Below are 17,129 nucleotides of genomic sequence, written 5' to 3' on the forward strand. Positions count from 1 at the left end.
ATAATAGAAAACGTCTGCATTCTTCTTTGGGATATAAAACACCTAAAGAAATCGAACTAGAATTTTATAAAATTAAAAGTGTAGCATAGGTCTTAGAAAATTTGTCCCACTTTTTGTTGCAAGTCCATTCGAGTCTCTTTGTTTATTTTGGAACATTATTTGCTTTATTATATTACCAAAAAACTAACAATGACTAAAACTATAAAGCTCCGAGTAAAGAAGGAAATCGACAGAGATAATGAACTTAAAGTACTAAAACTAAAAGGTTCTTTAATTACTAAAGGCTACACTGAAATTATTCACATTGCAGATGAAAATGAAGACTTTTATCTCAACTCATTTTCCACTTCTGCTGACCACAAAAAAGAAGCTGAGGATTTTGTGTTAGATTATATCTCAATAAATAATCTAACCGATACAATTACTTTACTTAATACTTTGAAAAAATAATTTTAGATCATATTTATGTTTTAGATCATCCGCAAAAATCTTCATAGAACACTCCGGAATTTGTGAACTCTAAAAGTTTTATTGTTTGAAAAAACACACTTATTTTTTTGCATTTTTTCTTTTTCTTTTAAGAACTAATGACTTTAAAAAAGACGTTTAAAAATCCTTCCAAAAGAATAAAAAGCAAGCCAAGTTATGGGACATTCAGGCAAGCGAAGTGCGCATAATGACAAGCCTCGTTCCTCGCCCTGTCACCCTTCGGGACTTATAGCACTTCCATTGCCTGAATGTCCCATTTTAAACTGCTTTCTTTTTTTCCTTTTTCTTTTCGAAAGCAATTTATTGAAACAAAAATAGCCACTCTGCCGATTAATCGAATTGAGTCTCATGGTCGAAATATGTCCATATTAGTCTAATCTCAAATAATCTATTTAATTTAGTGCTTGCCTTTTAAATGTCTCAAAGATTGCCACGTTCCTGCAATCTGCAAGATGTCCTGTTGTTAAACAACAGCTTTTTACTGCTCTATACTCGGGGCTCGTGGGGCAGTGAAATTGAAAGATTTAGAGCCTGAGAATTTCAAAATAAAATTTCAAGAAATCTTTAATTCAAACGAATCAAAAGAGTTCTATTTTTACTGCTTATTTTTAAAAATTAGCTATCAAATATTTTATGATCTCTTCAATCAATCGTAATTCATGGGATACTAATGTTAAACACTATATTAGAAATGGGTTATATGACAATATCCCCGAGGAATTAAAATCAAGAATTTCAAAAACAAACAAGCATCGTTGGAAACAGGAATCTGATGATAAATATTTAGGGTGTGAAATTTATGCGTTCATAAAAGAAGAATTAGAACTAATAAAGCGCATTGGAACTTCAAATAAAAGCAAAAAAATTATCAATGCTTATTTCAAATTATCTGAGACCTACCACGTAATTTTAGAAAGCTTCAAGTCAATAAAAAAACATATCAGCAAACATAAAGAAAAAGTCGTAAACGTTATCGAATTGGTTAAAGAAACCATTCCAATAGAAGATGCTTTATCAGAAGATGTTCATACTTACAATACCGTCAGACCTCAATTTTCATTACAAGGTAATACTCCAAAAGAAACTTTTGGCGGTAAACCGATAACTTTTAGCAACTATAAAACTCATTTTGCACAGCAAAAAGCAGAACGAATAAAGACAAACCAACAAAATAAATGTAAAGCCTGCAGTCACTAAATCAAAAAGCCTTTCTTCTGGATTATCTCCAAAGAAAGGCTTTTCTTTATTTTAGTTATTCGTTTAAACCCTCATATTTATTGAAAATTCCTTATATGGAACTCTTTTTTATAAAAGTTTCGTGTGAAAAGCAGTGAATTCCAAAAGCTGACCCTATAATGCCGGTTAATATTGTTTTTATTTTTCAATCGAATTTTGAATATCATTAAAAATCCTTTGCAACACACTTCTCTTATTTGTGTAGTATTCCACTTCACCTGCCATATTATAAGAGAAATCAATTGTTTTATCATGATTGGTTTTTAAACCTTTGGGTAGCATTATATCAATCAGATATATCGAGTCATGATACACTTTTGATTTATTGCGGACAGTACCGGTAAGTTCACCATACTCTTCATATGGAAAATCTTTTAATTTAATATACACCGTATCTTTAATTTTAATTTTACCATAACCGTTGGCAGACATTATTCCTTTTGCATATAAATTAGCAGCCTTAGGAAGAAGAATAAACAAAGGTGTTTCCTTCTTTACATACTGTGTAGAATTAAGAAAGGGCTGATAAAATTCAATTTTCCCCGATACAGTTGCTTTTACAGCATAGGTATGCTCCCAAAAATCTATGGCCGTTTTCAATTCAAAAAAGGCTTTTTTGAGTCCAAATATTACAGTAGCCACGTCACGCTCCTTTTCCTTCTGCAGCAGTAATATATCGTCTTTTAGTTCTTTGTTATAGTGCATAAGTTCCTGCCCCTTTTTAACAATGGAGAGTTCTTTCTCCTTAGAGTCTAAGATATTGAATTTAGACTGATCGATTTTTTCCCTTACAATGGCATTCATGGCATATAGAGAAGAATCAATTTCAAACGAACTCTGAATCATATTATTTTTCTTATCATAGATTTTTCTCTCTAAATAGGACGTTTTTAATTTTTCATTATTTCGTCCTATTTTACCAGCTATATTTTCAATCTTTTGACTTGAAATATCGATTTTTAGCACACTGCTGCATTCTGTTAAAGCCAGAAGAAAATTATAATAATATTTCTCGATTTCACCCAGTTTCAACCCTTTCTCAAATTTAAAATCATAGATGTTCCGCTCCATATTATTAACATCAATCTGTCCCAGCTGTTTTTTTAATTTTATGAGGTCATTATAGTTAGTGGGGTTTTTAATAAGCGCTAAAAGCTGCCCGTTTTCCACTGTGGTATTTTCTTTAACCAGAATATCAATTTCTCCATTGCTCGGAGCATAAATATTATTTATTTGCGACTCTGTTACAATATAGGCACTTCCGATAATCTTTTCCGGATATTTTATAATCGCTGCAATGCTAACAGCAAGTATTATAAAAGAGATCACAAATATCAGGACGTTTCTATAGCTCTTAACATTGCTGACCAAAGATATTTCCTGAAGTTCTTCGGAAGCGTATTTAGTAATCTTACTGCTCATTATCTTTAGGTATTTGATCTTCAAAAAGTTTATAAAAGAATTTTTTATTTTTAACTAACTGCTCAAAAGAGCCGATCTCCACGACAGTTCCATTATTTATCACAACAATCTGATCTGCACATTTTATCGTTGATAACTTATGGGCAACAAGCAGAATGGTCTGGTTTTTCATACTGTTAACAAAAATATCTAATATTCGGTTCTCGCTTATGGAGTCAATTGCATTGGTTGCCTCATCCAAAATTAAAATTTTTGGCCTCTTATACATCGCTCTAGCCAGCAGCAGGCGCTGTTTCTGTCCATGGCTAAGCCCTTTTCCTCCTTCATTAAGTTCTGTATGAAGCGCCTGAGGAAGTTTATAAAGCTCATTTTTGAGATTTACCCAGGTCAGCACTTTTTCTACCAGTTCTACATTGAAGTCCTTCTCTTCGGATAATACGATATTGTTGAGAACTGAATCTTTATATAGTGTGCTCTCCTGAAAAACGGCGCCCGTTTTTTTTCTAAGATAATCATTATCAAAACTTCTTAGATTATTTTTTCCAATATAGATCTGACCCTGGTATTCTTCATGTATTTTAGTAATTAATTTTAAAATGGTGCTTTTTCCGCACCCGCTGACACCCACAAAAGCAGTTATTTTATTTTCAGGAATAGAAAAAGACACATTATTCAAAACAGGTTTATCAGAACCTGGATACCTGTAAGACACATTCTTAAAAACAATATCGTTATTATTTGCATCAAAGCTGTTGATTAAGGACTCCGATTTTATTTGTTCATCGGGCATGTTATTAATTTCATTTACTCTTGTGAAACTTATAAATGCAGACTGAGCCGTTTTAATAAAATTTATAAGCTCCATAACCGGCGAGCCTAGCTGTCCGATTATAAACTGAATTGATATAAGTGTTCCAAGGGTAAGATCTCCCTGAATCACTAAATAAGCTCCGTAAAAAGTTAAACTGATGTCTTTTATACCATTGATAAAATCCGCTCCTAATTGCTGGAGCCTGTCAATATTAAGCAGTTTTATTTCTGACCTATATATTTGGCTTTGAACTTTCTCCCATTTCCATCTTTTTGTTAATGAATAATTATTGAGCTTGATATCTTCAAAGTTTCGTAGTATTTCAATCCATGAACTCTGGTTCTGTCCCTGAAGCTGATAATATTTTAAATCCATCTTTTTTCGTACTCCGTAAAAAATCATAATCCACCCTATATATAGTAATGTGGCAGAGAAAAAAAGAAAAAAAAGTGCATAATCAAATGTAAAAAGAATCACACTGTATATGCTCAGTATTATCAGGGACATTACAACAGAAATAGCTGAATTTGAAACAAACTGCTGTATTCTTTCCTGATCTTTAGAGCGCTGGATAATGTCTCCCATAAGCATGCTTTCTATAAAATTCACGGGAAGGGAAAATACCTTAATTAAATAATCTGTTATAATTGAAATCTTAATGCGGCTTGCTATATGAAGTGAAATAGAGGCTCTGATCCATTCGCCCACACTTCTGAAAATAAGCAGCGAAACATTTGCTGCCAGTACAATTGTTATAAAATTAAAATCGTTTCCGGCAATTCCCACATCAATTATAGATCTTGTAATAAAGGGCAGAGATGCATAAACCAGCGCAATTATAATCATTACCAGCAGCAACTGTAGCAGATTTTTCTTATACGGAGACAGATGTCTTAATAAAAATTCTAAAGCAGCTAAATAATTTGATTTATTATTTTTATGTTGAGCAAATTTTTCAGCAGGTTCGATCAAAATTACCTTTCCCGTCTCTGGTCCATCCAACCATCTGCTTGTGAAATCTGCTTGGCTGTACTGCTGTAATCCGGCCGCGGGATCCGAAATATAATATACATCATTTTTTATTTGATATAAAACCAAGTAATGATTTTTATTCCAGTAAAGTATTACTGGTTTTTTAACAGTTTTCAGGTTCTCCAATGATAGATCATGTGCAGAAACCCTAAAACCTAAATTTTCAGCAGCTACGCAAAGTTCATAAATTGACAGGCCCTTTTCATTGAGTTTTTTGCTGTAGGGATTAATATCAATAATTTTACTGTAATGTTTTGCAATAATTTTTAGACAGGTTGGACCGCAGCTAAATTGATTATGTTGAGGGTAATGAGGAAAATTATCAATCATTTTAATACAATCTTTTTAATTACAAAGGGAACGTACGCTGCAAAACGGCTGTCAATAAGATTTACAGATAAAACCCTGAAAAGAACTTCTTTAAATAAACTAATTTTTTTGTACTCCAGTGTATTTTTTTCCAAAAGATAAGTTTTAAACGCGGGAATAGTTTCTATGCCTGGAGCTTGGGGAATGCTTTTTAATAGTACCAAAAAATCTTTATCAAAGGAACACTTTGATTTATAAGTTTTACAAAGCACCGTTTTCTGATCTAAAAACATCGAATTGAATTTATCCAAAACAATGTTTTTATTATGAAGAAGTTTTAAAGTTGTGGATACTGTTCCGTCATCATAGCTTAAAACCAGCCATGACTCCAGGAGATAATCTAAAAATGAAACAAATTGTTGATTATCATTTGCAAACCACAGCAATTTAATCTGTTTCATTAACTGGATGGAAAAATCAAGCTGAAAAGAAGGACTGAGAACATTATGATTGTTTTCAATGGTAAACCAAGATGTTTTATAAAACAAAGGAGCGATAAAACTGTAAAGATCATCACTGGAGAATTTAAAACGCGTATCAAATTGAAAGGGGAATAATACTCTTGAAATTCCAGGTTTGTTGTGCACCAGAAAATTTAAGCGGTCAATTAAATAATCATTTATAAAGTGCATATCAGCATCAATGACCATGTAGATGTTAGGTTCTCTTTTATTGGTCTCAACAGCATTTGAAGAAAAAAAATAGTACTTCAAATGGTGCGTTGTTATGCTTTGAATAAATTCACTTAGAATTTTGACTGTATTTTTAATCTTAAGTATATCGAGTTTGTTCTCCGTATTGATCTCGATCACTATATAATTATGAGCCACACTTGAAAGAGTATTTGCCTTAGAGTAGTATGAAATCAATCCTCCATGAACATTCAATTCTTTTTCTATTACCTTTACTAATGGCGTTTTATCCTTATTTGCATAGATTTCATACATTGCATTATTCATCTCATTATAAAACAAGGGATCCAGCGCTTGGATATGCCTTGCCCTGTACTTGCCGTCCCCGCACCAGCTTCCAGCAAATTTAAGCTTAAGTTCCGTCAACAGATCCAGTGCTGATGCTATCGAAAATGTTAGCTCATTTAAATCATGCCCACCTTTTATATCCATCAGCAAAGAGGTTATTTTTACTCTCATCATGTAAATTTCATGACTTGACAAAAGTCTTCCTCCCTGGTTTTGAAGTTCTGCGGCATGCGACTGAAGATCGGATAAAAAATTTGCAGTATCAAATATAATTTTTCCTTTAGAAATCATATTTATAAAAGCCCCCTTACAGGTAATATAGTCCACCCACAACAGTTCCTGGATATTTTGAACGGGGATTATGATCGCTTGAATTTTTAAATTTTTGTAGGACAGCGTTTCATTAAAAACCACAGCTCTGTCTTTGGTGAAAATTAACACATCTATATCAGAATATTCGTTATATTTTCCATCCACATAACTTCCTGATAATATGCATGCATAATTATTTTGATAGTATTCATTTAAAAAAAACAAAATATTATTTCGTATTTTTTTATCTTCTTTTGCCTTAATATTCAAAGTATTATCTATATTAGTAAGTTTATCAATGTTATTTTAATATTTTAAATATTTTTTTTCTTAATTTTGCAAATTTAATACAAATAAAATACAAAGCAAGTTAAATTATATCATTGCAATATTAATGGATAATTAAATTTAAATTAACATTCACATTGAATAATTTTAAATTGAATATTTATATTTGCCACGATTCTTTTAACAAGGTTTTTATTTTAAAAGCAATATAATTACAGCATGTTTCATTAGCATATTTTGTAAGAAATATATTTTGAATTAATCCACATTTATATATATTATGAAAAATTTAAAATTTCCAGAAATTTCAAAAGAAATTCAACAGAGTATTTTTGGCGCATGGGGAAGCGGGCAATCTGATAATACTTATTACGGAGGAGAACTCGACGAAGTGATTATTGGACCTGGAAACGGCGGCAGTTCTGGCGGCGACTCTGGCGGAGGCGGCGGATTTGACTGGGGATATGGCAGCGGTAATGACGGATACCAAGGCGGCGGAGACAATTATGGAGGAGGAGGAGGAGGCACTGATCTTCCTTCAGAAAGTGAAATGGAATGGAGTATTAACCAATTTTTCAATCACTACAATAATGGAAACGGTGAAGCAGTTTCTTTAGATGAAATTGGATTTATAGATGACATAAGAGAAAGCGACGAATACACAGACATGATGGGAAGAGTGAATGCTCAAATTGAAGCTTCAATTATTTCATACATTCAATCTCACGGCATTCAGACTAATTCAAGCGGACCTGTGCAGTATAACTTCAATAATGCTTACGACTTTACAGGTGATGCTTTTGCCATAGGGGCCGCAACAATTAATGGTAATGCACAGGGAAGTTTCACAGTTGACAGTGTTGGCGATATTACATGGTCAGCAAATGTAAATATTGATTTTCATGATTCATTCGAAGACCCGTGGGATCTTTTTAATAGTTTTGAAGGTTCGTGGGATCCGACCGGAACACCGTTCGAGATTGTTGGAAACTGGGATGAAGGCGCTAGCGGTACTATTTACAACTACGAGGCTGGCACCACTCCTGAATATGATTACGAAGGCGGAGGTTCTGGCTACCAGTATGGTTACTAAATTCAAAATTATCAAAAACAAAATAAAACATGAAATTCTTCACTCCTTTAAAAACTGCTGTTTTAATTACTTTACTATCTTATCTTATTTTAAATTCGATAGTAATTTTTAATGGAAACCGTTATAAAAAGGAACTTTCGAAATTTGATCTAAACCAAGATGGTTTTTTTACGGAAAATGAAATGTCAGAACAACAGCAAAAAGCTATGGAAAAAGTTGCACATGATACTTCCAGAACTTTTGCTCCTTTTACATTAATTCCTGTAGCTGTATTGCTAGGATATATAACTTATAACGTTCAAAAAAAAAAGAACAAAAAATAGTATATAACTTCGTAGGTTTTGAGTCAAAATTCGCAATTAACAATTTAGACCGCTGCAATAGTGTGTATTTTACTGCTGTTCAAATGTCTTGACATATAAAAGGCAGGATAAAAGTCCTGCCTTTTTCTCTTAAAGAAATAATGAATTCTAAAATAATTTTCATCAGTATATTTTTTTGTTCCCAACTATTATATCCACAGCGAACTTACAGGGTAAACGATTTTATAAATAATATATACAGTTCCACTGAAATCTCAAATATTAACAAAAATCAAAGCATAAAAATTAAAGAAAACAGTTTGTTTAATAAAAGTTTTCTTCCAGATGTTTCACTTGGCTTTACCCTTCCTTCTTATAACAGGTCTATTTCCGAAATTCTGCAGCCAGATGGGACCTACGCCTTTAGAGAATCTAACAATGCCAACTCACGTGTGAATCTGACGGTATCTCAGAAGCTTCCCTTTACAGGGGGACAGCTTTCAGTAACAAATTCTTTTAATCGTCTGGACAATTTTGACCAGGGCGATGTAACGACCTCCTATTCTGCTTCGTGGCTAGGGATAAGTCTATCACAGCCTTTAAACTTTTTTAACGATATGAAATGGGATCAAAGAATACAGCATGCCAGATATAAAGGTAACGAAATTGAATATAAAAGAGTACAGATCGAAGTGAAAAAGAAAGCCGTTGAAGAGTATTTTCAAATACTTGAGATAAAGAATGAAAAAATTATTAATGATAAGGCTCTACAAACGGCAGACATCTATAAAAAAGTTTTCAAAAAACTCATTAATGCCGGAAGATTAATTGCTTATGATTCCATAGATATAGAATTAAAAGTATTAGACCTTCAGAAAAGATCCCGCTTTTTAAGTAAATCAGAAAGTTTGAAAACGGAGAGCATCAATCATTTTTTCAATTCCAAGATCATTAATGATAATGATTATTTTGAAACCCCGAAACTCCAGCTTGATTTAAAAGACAAACAATATTATATGGACCGTTACTTAGAGCTTTTTGCGGTTATGGAAAACAGCCGTCTGCTGGGACTTGAGAAAAGCGTAAAAAGGCTTGAAAGTAGTAGATTTTACTCTGCTAATGTAACTATAGGCGCAGGATTTAATAATGCATCTAATTATTACTACGACATTTTCCAGAATCCAAATCAGAGCCAGAATTTTTCAATTTCTTTAAGTGTTCCCCTATTGGATTTTGGCAGAAAACGCACTGAGCTTGAAATCAGCAGAACTCAGTATGATATTGAAACATCAAACTTAAAACAGGAAAAACTCTTAACTCTTGACCGGATTAACTTTCTATATGAAGAAGTAAAGGATCTTTCCGAATCGCTGGCAATTGAAGAAGATCGACTGAAACTTCTCACAATAAAATTAAAAAGGATGGAAACGCTCCTGTTTGCTCATAATATTCTGCTCAAAGAATACTCAGAGATTGAAAATGAATATTTTAATACAGTCAGTGAACGTATTGATATTCTAAAAAACTGCTATGAAAAAATTACTGAAATTGAACTTATTACTTTAATAGATATACTTAAAAATGAAAATTAGATTAGCCAAAAAAGAAGACTGCCTTTCAATATTGCCATTATTTAAGGAACTTGATGCCAAACACGCCAGGAACAGTATGGATGTAAAAAAGCAAATTCACCTGGACCGCTATAACATTCTCTTTACTAATGTATTCAATGAAGAGAGCAATTTAATATTGAGTGTTGCTGAAGTAAACACTTTAGTGGTAGGCTTTGCATTGGCTAAAATAACACAGGTTCGGAATAATTTTATTTTTAAAGATTCGGTAATCGGGGAAGTACTGTATGTTGCTGTACATGAAGAGCAAAAGAGAAATGGCATAGGAAGGCAGTTAATGACAGATATGGAGCAGCGATTAATTTCTAAAGGTATCGATAAGTTAGAATTACGTGTCTACAGTTTCAACGATGAGACTTTACCTGAAAAAGTCGATTATAAACCTAAATACACTGTTTATGAAAAATATATGTAAAATAATTTCTCTGTTTGTTCTGTTTCATTTCATCCCTGGAAATTCCCAGGAAATTAAAGTTAATCTAAAAATTAATACTGCAGGCTCTATCAATGTAAGCGAAAATATCAGTGGGATAACGCAAAAAGACACACTTCTTCTTCACAAAAACATTTCCTTTATTGGCAGTAATGAGCAGTCATTGAAAGACAAAAAAGATTTATACAGAGGTATTTACCGGCAGTATTTAAAATCTGCCGGCAGACTGGAATATTCCATAAACCTGCCCACTGCGCATTACGATAATTTCTTTTTAAAGGAATCGGTATTTTTTATTGCTGAGAATTACCTCGCAATAGAAAAAAGTACTTTTAATTCAAAAAAGAAAATTGTTCTCAATATTGCGCTTCCTTCCGGCCTAACGCTCATATACCCTGCGAAAGAAGATTTAGAGCAGACTTTTTATGCTGCTCCTCCCGTTATTGCGGGGGATTTCAAAGAAGAATTATACAAAGAGTACAAAATTTACCAGAGGAAAGTCCTTCCTGAAAATCAAAAAAGAAAGTATCAGATTATTGATATTATAGCCAAATCATTTGAAAATTTTCAGCAGATTTTTGAACCAGTAAGTAAAAACCCAAAAATAGTTTTCATGCCATTTCAGGGAAATCTTGCAGGTAAAAATATATATGGAGCGCTAGCCTTAAATGAAAAGTTTCTAAAAAATGATTATTTTAACAAGAGGATATTGATACATGAAATTTTGCATATGTGGTGGGGGGATAATTCAATACGTTTTGAAAACCCAGTCTTAACGGAGGCATTCACCGAATACTTCACTTTAAAATATCTTATGAAAGAAGCAGATGATAAGTATTTAAACCAGATTATGGCAGCTAAACGCAAAAACATTAATGAGATCAAAAATTACGATTTATCTTTTGCCAAAATAAATGATCAAACTACATACAACACGTACTGCTATGATCTGGTACCACTGATGCTTATGGAAAATGATAAGGCGGAGAATATTTTAATTAATTTTTATAAAAATAAAAAAAGCTCTTTTGTGAATGAAAAAGAGGGAAATGAACTTCTGCAAAAGCTGGGCATCAAAATAAAAAATACATATGAAAAAAAATTAAACTAGCTTACAAAGCAAAAAAAGGCACACTTGGTTATTAACCTATTAGAGACTACCAAATCCTTACCACATATTCTTAAAATCAAAGTATTTTAAGAATATGTACTATTTATTTTTTGTAAATCAGCCCTAAAATGGTTCGAGAATTCTCCCGTTAGGGCTACAAATGGTTAAGTTTTTAAGAAACAATAAGTTAAACGGTTTTAGAGTGATTTAAAACCGTTTTTTTATGCCTAAAATACACGACCTCTTATCTAAAGAACACGAAAACGCACACGTTTTGAGTTATAAAAACTGTTAAAACATCCATTCCCTTCTACTTTCAGGACTGTTTTTAATTTTATCTAGAAACTTTTTGCAATAAACTTTTTAAAATCTTTTACTAAATCTGATAATTTTCCCTGTTCAGATTGTATTATTAGATGGATGTGATTGCTCATAATCGCATAACCATACAAAATCATTCCTTTGTTTTTAATGCAATAATCTAAACATTCAATTACAATATCTCTGCATGCTTGATATGTAAAAACATCAATCCAGCCTACAACTGTTGGTGTTATAAAATGTGGCAGATTTTGATACCGAATTGTATATCCTTCTTTTATTTTTATTTTTTTTAAAATAATGATTGTTCTTACTGTATTTGTTCTTTAGAAGTAATCGTAAAAAGTCAGGAGACTTTTATTAGGTATACAATTCCTTAGATGTAAAAAAATTGCGCAAAGTCAGAGACATTTGCGCAGCTTTTCATGAGAACACTTTGGCGAGCTGGCGAGCTGGTTACCAATACTCTTTCCAACACTTTTGCTTTTCAGCTGGTAGTTGAGAAAGCAAAAAGCCAGACAGTGATTACGGAATGGCTTTTTTGTTTTAATTGTAGATGCACAGAGAGAGAAATTTGCACGGCGTATTATAAGAATCCTTCCGGGAACGGGATTATGAATACCATCAACGGGGTTGTGAACCGCATCATTGGGGTTGTGAACCTCATCAGTGGGATTGCAAACCTCATCAACGGGGTTGTGAACTGCATCATTGGGGTTGTAAACCTCGTCAATGAGGTTACGAACCCCATCATTGGAGTTGTTTTATTCCTGAAAAAGACCGTAATCAATTTCAAAAATAGTTACGAGCTTTTCAGGAGAATATTTCTGGAAATGTGGACTGGCCTTTTTTTGTTTACTTTAAATTGTGAGCACGAGCCAGAGGCATCGCGCTAGCCGTTGTGATTATTTCTACTCGGACCAGCAACTAGGGAATGTAAATCTATTTTAAGATTAAGTGCAAATATGTAAACTTTTTTCAGGACGAGACATATTGCGTTCAGGAGCGGGAGAAACGTACGATTAAATAACTAATTGTTTAGGAACAATAAAAAGTATACTATAACCCGTTGGGTGTAATTATTTGAAGTAAAAAACAGAGCTTAGATATTGCTCAAGATACTGAAATTCAGCATCTTGATGTCGCTAAACAATACAATATCTATGTCAAATATAGTAAAAAATTATCTAAGAGTTTTAGAAGTTATAAGTTCATTGAATTGTGAATTAGAATTCAAATCAGGCATTGGAAGAAAAGATAAAATGTCTGATTTAGAAGTTGTTGCATTAAGTTTAACTGCTGAATTCATGTCAATTGACAGTGAAAATTCCCTTTTCAAACAGCTAAGTTCTAATGAGATTCCAAATCTGATAGAGCGAAGTCAATTTAATAAAAGAAGAAGAAAATTGTTTTTATTTTCTGAAGAAATTAGAATTAAACTAGCATCCAATTTTCTTGATTTTGAAGACTATTTTATTGTTGATAGTATGCCGTTAGAAATCTGTAAATTTTCTCGTCACAACCGAATCAAAATTTGTAAAACTGAATTTGAAACTGCACCTTCAAAAGGGTTTTGTGCTTCTCAAAACAGTTGGTTTTATGGCTATAAACTTCATGGAGTTTGTTCAGTTACTGGAGTTTTTCATTCATTAGATATTACAAAAGCAGAAGTCCATGATGTGAATTTTTTGAAAAACATAAAAGAACAAATGTCTGATTGTGTGATTCTTGGAGACAGAGGATATTTATCAGAAACTATTCAATTGGATTTATTCCAGAAGGTAAATATCAAATTAGAAACACCGAAACGAATCAATCAAAAAAATTATAAACCACAACCATATATTTTCAGAAAATCAAGGAAAAGAATCGAAACATTATTTTCTCAATTATGCGACCAATTTTTAATTCGAAGAAATTATGCAAAGACTTTTGAAGGATTTAAAACTAGAATATTAGCAAAAATTGCATCACTAACATTGATACAATATGTCAATAAATTTATATTTGACAGACCAATAAATAATATTAAAAATCAAATCATTTAATTACACCCAACGGGTTACTATAGTTTGTTAACAACCAATAAAAGCAAAGCCACTTCTTAATTAATTGTTTTTTTTTAGCTTTAACCGCGTTGCAAACGCTACGTTTTGTCTTTTAATTTAAGTAGGTACTCGTTGTAAACGAGCACCAGTGGGGAACATCACTGCCACTAATTTGTCCACCCAACCATTGGATACCAGCTGTTACAATTTCGTATAAACCTTGGCCTACATAGCCAAACCACCTTGCATTCTTGGCTCGATATTGAGAGTTGCAATAGTAGACTGATTTAGTTTTTTCTTTCCTGGTGGGTCTATTTGAAACACTACCTAAAAGTTATTCAAATTGATGGTTTGATTGTCTATACATGAAGCTATAATTGAATCATTTGTTATAACAAAATCATCAAATATTTCAGGTAAATAAAACTCATTTAAAATTTCAAAATTATCTATCCCTAGTTGAATTACTTTTAGTTCAGAAGCAATATAAATCACATTACCGATAACAATAAAATTAATAAAGTAGTCATCTAATTCTATTTTATACATAATTTCTTTTTTTTCACTATCTACAATAATAAAATTAAAGTCAACTCCTAAACCAAATCTCATCGAATCAATCTCTTTTACAACAGGCAAAATAAAATCTCCTCTCCAACCAAATTGAAAAACACATCCATTCGATTGAATCTCTCCGAAATTGTCATCTGATATTTTCTCGAATAAAACAATAGAATTTTGCTTATTTTTAAATTCAGCTTTTTTTATTCTTTCAAATTTAATATTCATATTTAACGTTTTAATTTAGGAATAATAGTTGTTACAGCTGGAGTAGCATCCATATTACCCGCTTTATAGAAAAAACCTACATTTAACGCATGCTCACCAACTTGTACCTGCTTTGTTATTGTTGTTCCATGCGGAGTAATCTTCGTACCTATTTCAGTTCCTGAAGAAAATGCCTTATTAAACATTCTTATCAACGCACCTTTAGAAGCTAACCCCATTTCTTTTAAATCACTTAGATTCTGTAAAGACCTTCTCATATTATCAGGGGAAGAATTAACTTTTCCAAAGAAATAATCAAACTTTTCTGCTGCGATAGTATAGCCATCTGGTGCAAATTTTGCAAAACTTCTTGTATTTGATATTCCTACACCCGTCGCACCTAAGCCTAATTCGTAAAGCTCTTTGATAGGCTCCATCTGCCTAGCCCAAATATCACCTGCACCTATACTCGAATGAGCTTCACTATAATCCGTTGCCCATTGACTAGCATTATCTGCCATCTCTCTAGCATCGTTACCAAAAGCATTATCAACCCATTTACTGGCTGAGTCCGCCATACTTCTAAATTTATCTCCCCAAGAGCTTCCTTTTTTGGGCGGGTCAATACCATTGGTATGGCTTGCAATAGCAACATTAGCATCAACTTGTTCTCCCGTATCTTTATTTTTATAAATTCCTTCATCCCAATCATAATAATTTCCAGATTGTCCAGCTTCAGCTTTTCTACCATCTGGGTCAATAAAAAATACTGGATTATCAAGTGCGTAAGTATATGGAGAAAATCTTCTTGATATTTCTGCTAATGGGTCAATATTCATCCATCGACCAAGTGCAGGGTCATAATTACGTGCTCCATAGTCGTAAAAGTTAAGCCCCAGCTCGTCTTGCAGTTCTTTTCCGTTGTACTTATACTTATAGGGTTCTGTAAACCTTTTTTATATAAAACAGCCCCTTGCAAAAAATCTCCATATAAAGAACGTCCGGTTACATTTTTCTACAATACGAAAGTAGATTTAGTTCAACTATTTTCCTAATAAATTTTCACTTATAGCTATAAAAAAAGCCCCCATTTAAAATGGGGGCTAACGTGTTTATGAAGCATAAATTTAAACTGCATTTCCAAATTCAAGATGATTTTTCACGAATTTCTTCTGTTCCTGTTTAAATTTAATATCTTGTTCAAGCTCATATTCTCTTTGTTTTTCAACTACCCTGTACCAGCTTAACGCCGGAATTACATTATCTGAATGTATCTCTAAACGTACAATAGTTTTTTCATTGGGCAAGCGATGCTCATTTAAAATTAAACTTAATTCCGTTTGTTTTAAATTGATATCCTCAGCAAATTTTTTCTGTACCTTATAGCTAAATTTAATATAAGTTTTAAGAAAAGATGCAAATGATCTATTCTTATCATATTCTCCTGACTTAGCATAATCCTCCATCAAGAAGCGCAATTGCAGAACTTTAGCATATAATTTTTGATTTTCAGTCAGGCTCTCTCTATTTTTTCTTCTAACTTCCGCTAGTTCTGCAGAGGATTCTTTTTCTTCCTTTTCAGATAGAGGATTCTTAAATACAATCGAATCCGCTACTTCTTCAAGGCTGTACTTTTCGTATATGTTTTTAGTTTTCATATCTGATATTTATTCATTAAATTAAACATTGGGGTACTTTCAAGATAGATTTGTATTCCGGCATTTTGAAACCCATATTGTGCCATATAGTAACTTTTTAACTCCGTTTTCGGATGCAGAGAAACAAAAGCATTATCAGCGTACAACCTAACTGATTCACGACATGCAAAGGCTATCAAATTTCCTGCTATCCCATCATAAATCTTATTCTTTCCAGTATTTATAACAGACGATGCCAACAATATTATCTCAACCCTGCTTTCACTTGGAATATCCTTAAGGGACATTAATCCTAAAATTTCATCATCATCCGGAAACTTCAATTTGTAAACGACATTCTTTTTTTCTAATTCCCAATCAAAATGGTAATCATCCTCTGTTATAAAAAGATAGTCTTCTTCTGAGACTAACTCTATAACAACATCTTTCTTTTGCGAACTCTTCACATGGGTTATTTCCATAATGTAAAAATACAAACAAATAATTTACAAATTTGTAAATTATTTGTTTTTTATAAATTATTTAATACTTCTTTTTAGCTTAGTAAATCCTGCGATATTAAAACTTTTTCATCCCAAAAATAACTATCATAAACTTGGAAAATAGCGGTTAATCATTTCTCTCTGATGCGAGCTGTTAACTTTAATATATTTTTCCGTAGTTCCCGGCCATTTATGTCCCGCCAGCTCCTGAACCTTTTCCAAAGAAATATTTTTCTCATTGAGCCAGTTGCAGATAACGCTCATTCTGATGGTCTGCGGATTGAGTTTCCGATCTGGAAACAATCCCCTTAAAGGCGCAATCATTGCATGAATGCTATCGACT

The 17,129-nt window shown here is 32.6% G+C and carries 15 protein-coding genes and 2 pseudogenes; 8 read left to right on the forward strand and 9 right to left on the reverse strand.

What is annotated here, in order from left to right; translation table 11 throughout:
- Window positions 1–189: 189 nt before the first annotated feature.
- Window positions 190–450, forward strand: a complete 261-nt coding sequence (locus J3495_RS18145; protein ID WP_210668262.1) for a hypothetical protein — start codon at window positions 190–192, stop codon at window positions 448–450.
- A 672-nt stretch (window positions 451–1,122) separates the two neighbouring features.
- Complete coding sequence (locus J3495_RS18150) at window positions 1,123–1,686, forward strand: hypothetical protein (protein WP_210668264.1); 564 nt, start codon at window positions 1,123–1,125, stop codon at window positions 1,684–1,686.
- A gap of 177 nt (window positions 1,687–1,863) precedes the next feature.
- On the opposite strand, the gene J3495_RS18155 is transcribed toward J3495_RS18150, so the two are convergent.
- From J3495_RS18155 to J3495_RS18165, 3 genes are read right to left on the reverse strand one after another with little or no spacing between them, the layout of a single operon-like run.
- Window positions 1,864–3,147 carry an HlyD family secretion protein gene (locus J3495_RS18155; protein ID WP_210668266.1) on the reverse strand — a complete coding sequence of 428 codons (1,284 nt, stop codon included), beginning with the start codon at window positions 3,145–3,147 and terminating at the stop codon, window positions 1,864–1,866.
- On the reverse strand, window positions 3,137–5,320 hold the full coding sequence (locus J3495_RS18160; RefSeq protein WP_210668268.1) for a peptidase domain-containing ABC transporter: 2,184 nt from the start codon (window positions 5,318–5,320) through the stop codon (window positions 3,137–3,139). The genes J3495_RS18155 and J3495_RS18160 overlap by 11 nt, the downstream gene beginning before the upstream one ends.
- A complete protein-coding gene (locus J3495_RS18165; RefSeq protein WP_210668270.1) occupies window positions 5,317–6,921 on the reverse strand; it encodes a nucleotidyltransferase domain-containing protein in 1,605 nt (534 codons plus the stop codon). The genes J3495_RS18160 and J3495_RS18165 overlap by 4 nt, the downstream gene beginning before the upstream one ends.
- 298 nt (window positions 6,922–7,219) lie before the next feature.
- Here J3495_RS18165 and J3495_RS18170 point away from each other — a divergent pair, with 298 nt between their 5' ends.
- From J3495_RS18170 to J3495_RS18190, 5 genes are all read left to right on the forward strand, one after another.
- Complete coding sequence (locus tag J3495_RS18170) at window positions 7,220–8,032, forward strand: hypothetical protein (protein ID WP_210668272.1); 813 nt, start codon at window positions 7,220–7,222, stop codon at window positions 8,030–8,032.
- 29 nt (window positions 8,033–8,061) lie between these two features.
- Window positions 8,062–8,355: a hypothetical protein gene (locus J3495_RS18175; protein ID WP_210668273.1), complete on the forward strand. Its 294-nt coding sequence runs from the start codon at window positions 8,062–8,064 to the stop codon at window positions 8,353–8,355.
- Between the two features lie 299 nt (window positions 8,356–8,654).
- Window positions 8,655–9,926 (forward strand): TolC family protein, encoded by a 1,272-nt coding sequence (locus tag J3495_RS18180; RefSeq protein WP_210668275.1) that lies wholly within the window; start codon window positions 8,655–8,657, stop codon window positions 9,924–9,926.
- A complete protein-coding gene (locus J3495_RS18185) occupies window positions 9,916–10,380 on the forward strand; it encodes a GNAT family N-acetyltransferase (RefSeq protein ID WP_210668277.1) in 465 nt (154 codons plus the stop codon). The genes J3495_RS18180 and J3495_RS18185 overlap by 11 nt, the downstream gene beginning before the upstream one ends.
- Window positions 10,364–11,509 (forward strand): gluzincin family metallopeptidase, encoded by a 1,146-nt coding sequence (locus J3495_RS18190; RefSeq protein ID WP_210668279.1) that lies wholly within the window; start codon window positions 10,364–10,366, stop codon window positions 11,507–11,509. The genes J3495_RS18185 and J3495_RS18190 overlap by 17 nt, the downstream gene beginning before the upstream one ends.
- 338 nt (window positions 11,510–11,847) lie before the next feature.
- On the opposite strand, the gene J3495_RS18195 is transcribed toward J3495_RS18190, so the two are convergent.
- Window positions 11,848–12,135: a transposase gene (locus J3495_RS18195; RefSeq protein WP_317192649.1), complete on the reverse strand. Its 288-nt coding sequence runs from the start codon at window positions 12,133–12,135 to the stop codon at window positions 11,848–11,850.
- 858 nt (window positions 12,136–12,993) lie between these two features.
- Between J3495_RS18195 and J3495_RS18200 the strand changes: the two genes are divergently transcribed.
- Window positions 12,994–13,878, forward strand: coding sequence for an IS982 family transposase (locus tag J3495_RS18200; protein WP_449536208.1), 885 nt, complete (start codon window positions 12,994–12,996; stop codon window positions 13,876–13,878).
- Window positions 13,879–14,205: 327 nt separating this feature from the next.
- On the opposite strand, the gene J3495_RS18205 is transcribed toward J3495_RS18200, so the two are convergent.
- The 5 genes and pseudogenes from J3495_RS18205 to J3495_RS18225 all read right to left on the reverse strand — a co-directional run.
- Window positions 14,206–14,667, reverse strand: coding sequence for a hypothetical protein (locus J3495_RS18205; RefSeq protein WP_210668281.1), 462 nt, complete (start codon window positions 14,665–14,667; stop codon window positions 14,206–14,208).
- A 715-nt stretch (window positions 14,668–15,382) separates the two neighbouring features.
- A pseudogene (locus J3495_RS18210) lies at window positions 15,383–15,584 on the reverse strand (RHS repeat-associated core domain-containing protein); the annotation flags it as partial.
- A 189-nt stretch (window positions 15,585–15,773) separates the two neighbouring features.
- The gene (locus J3495_RS18215) at window positions 15,774–16,304 is read right to left on the reverse strand and encodes a hypothetical protein (RefSeq protein WP_089479996.1); all 531 of its coding nucleotides are present in this window, start codon (window positions 16,302–16,304) and stop codon (window positions 15,774–15,776) included.
- On the reverse strand, window positions 16,301–16,765 hold the full coding sequence (locus J3495_RS18220) for an N-acetyltransferase (RefSeq protein WP_127340886.1): 465 nt from the start codon (window positions 16,763–16,765) through the stop codon (window positions 16,301–16,303). Before J3495_RS18220 ends, J3495_RS18215 begins: the two co-directional genes overlap by 4 nt.
- 126 nt (window positions 16,766–16,891) lie before the next feature.
- Window positions 16,892–17,129, reverse strand: a pseudogene (locus J3495_RS18225) (site-specific integrase); the annotation flags it as partial.

It is taken from the genome of Flavobacterium geliluteum, assembly GCF_017948595.1.
In the GTDB taxonomy this organism is placed as follows: Bacteria; Bacteroidota; Bacteroidia; order Flavobacteriales; family Flavobacteriaceae; genus Flavobacterium; species Flavobacterium flavipigmentatum.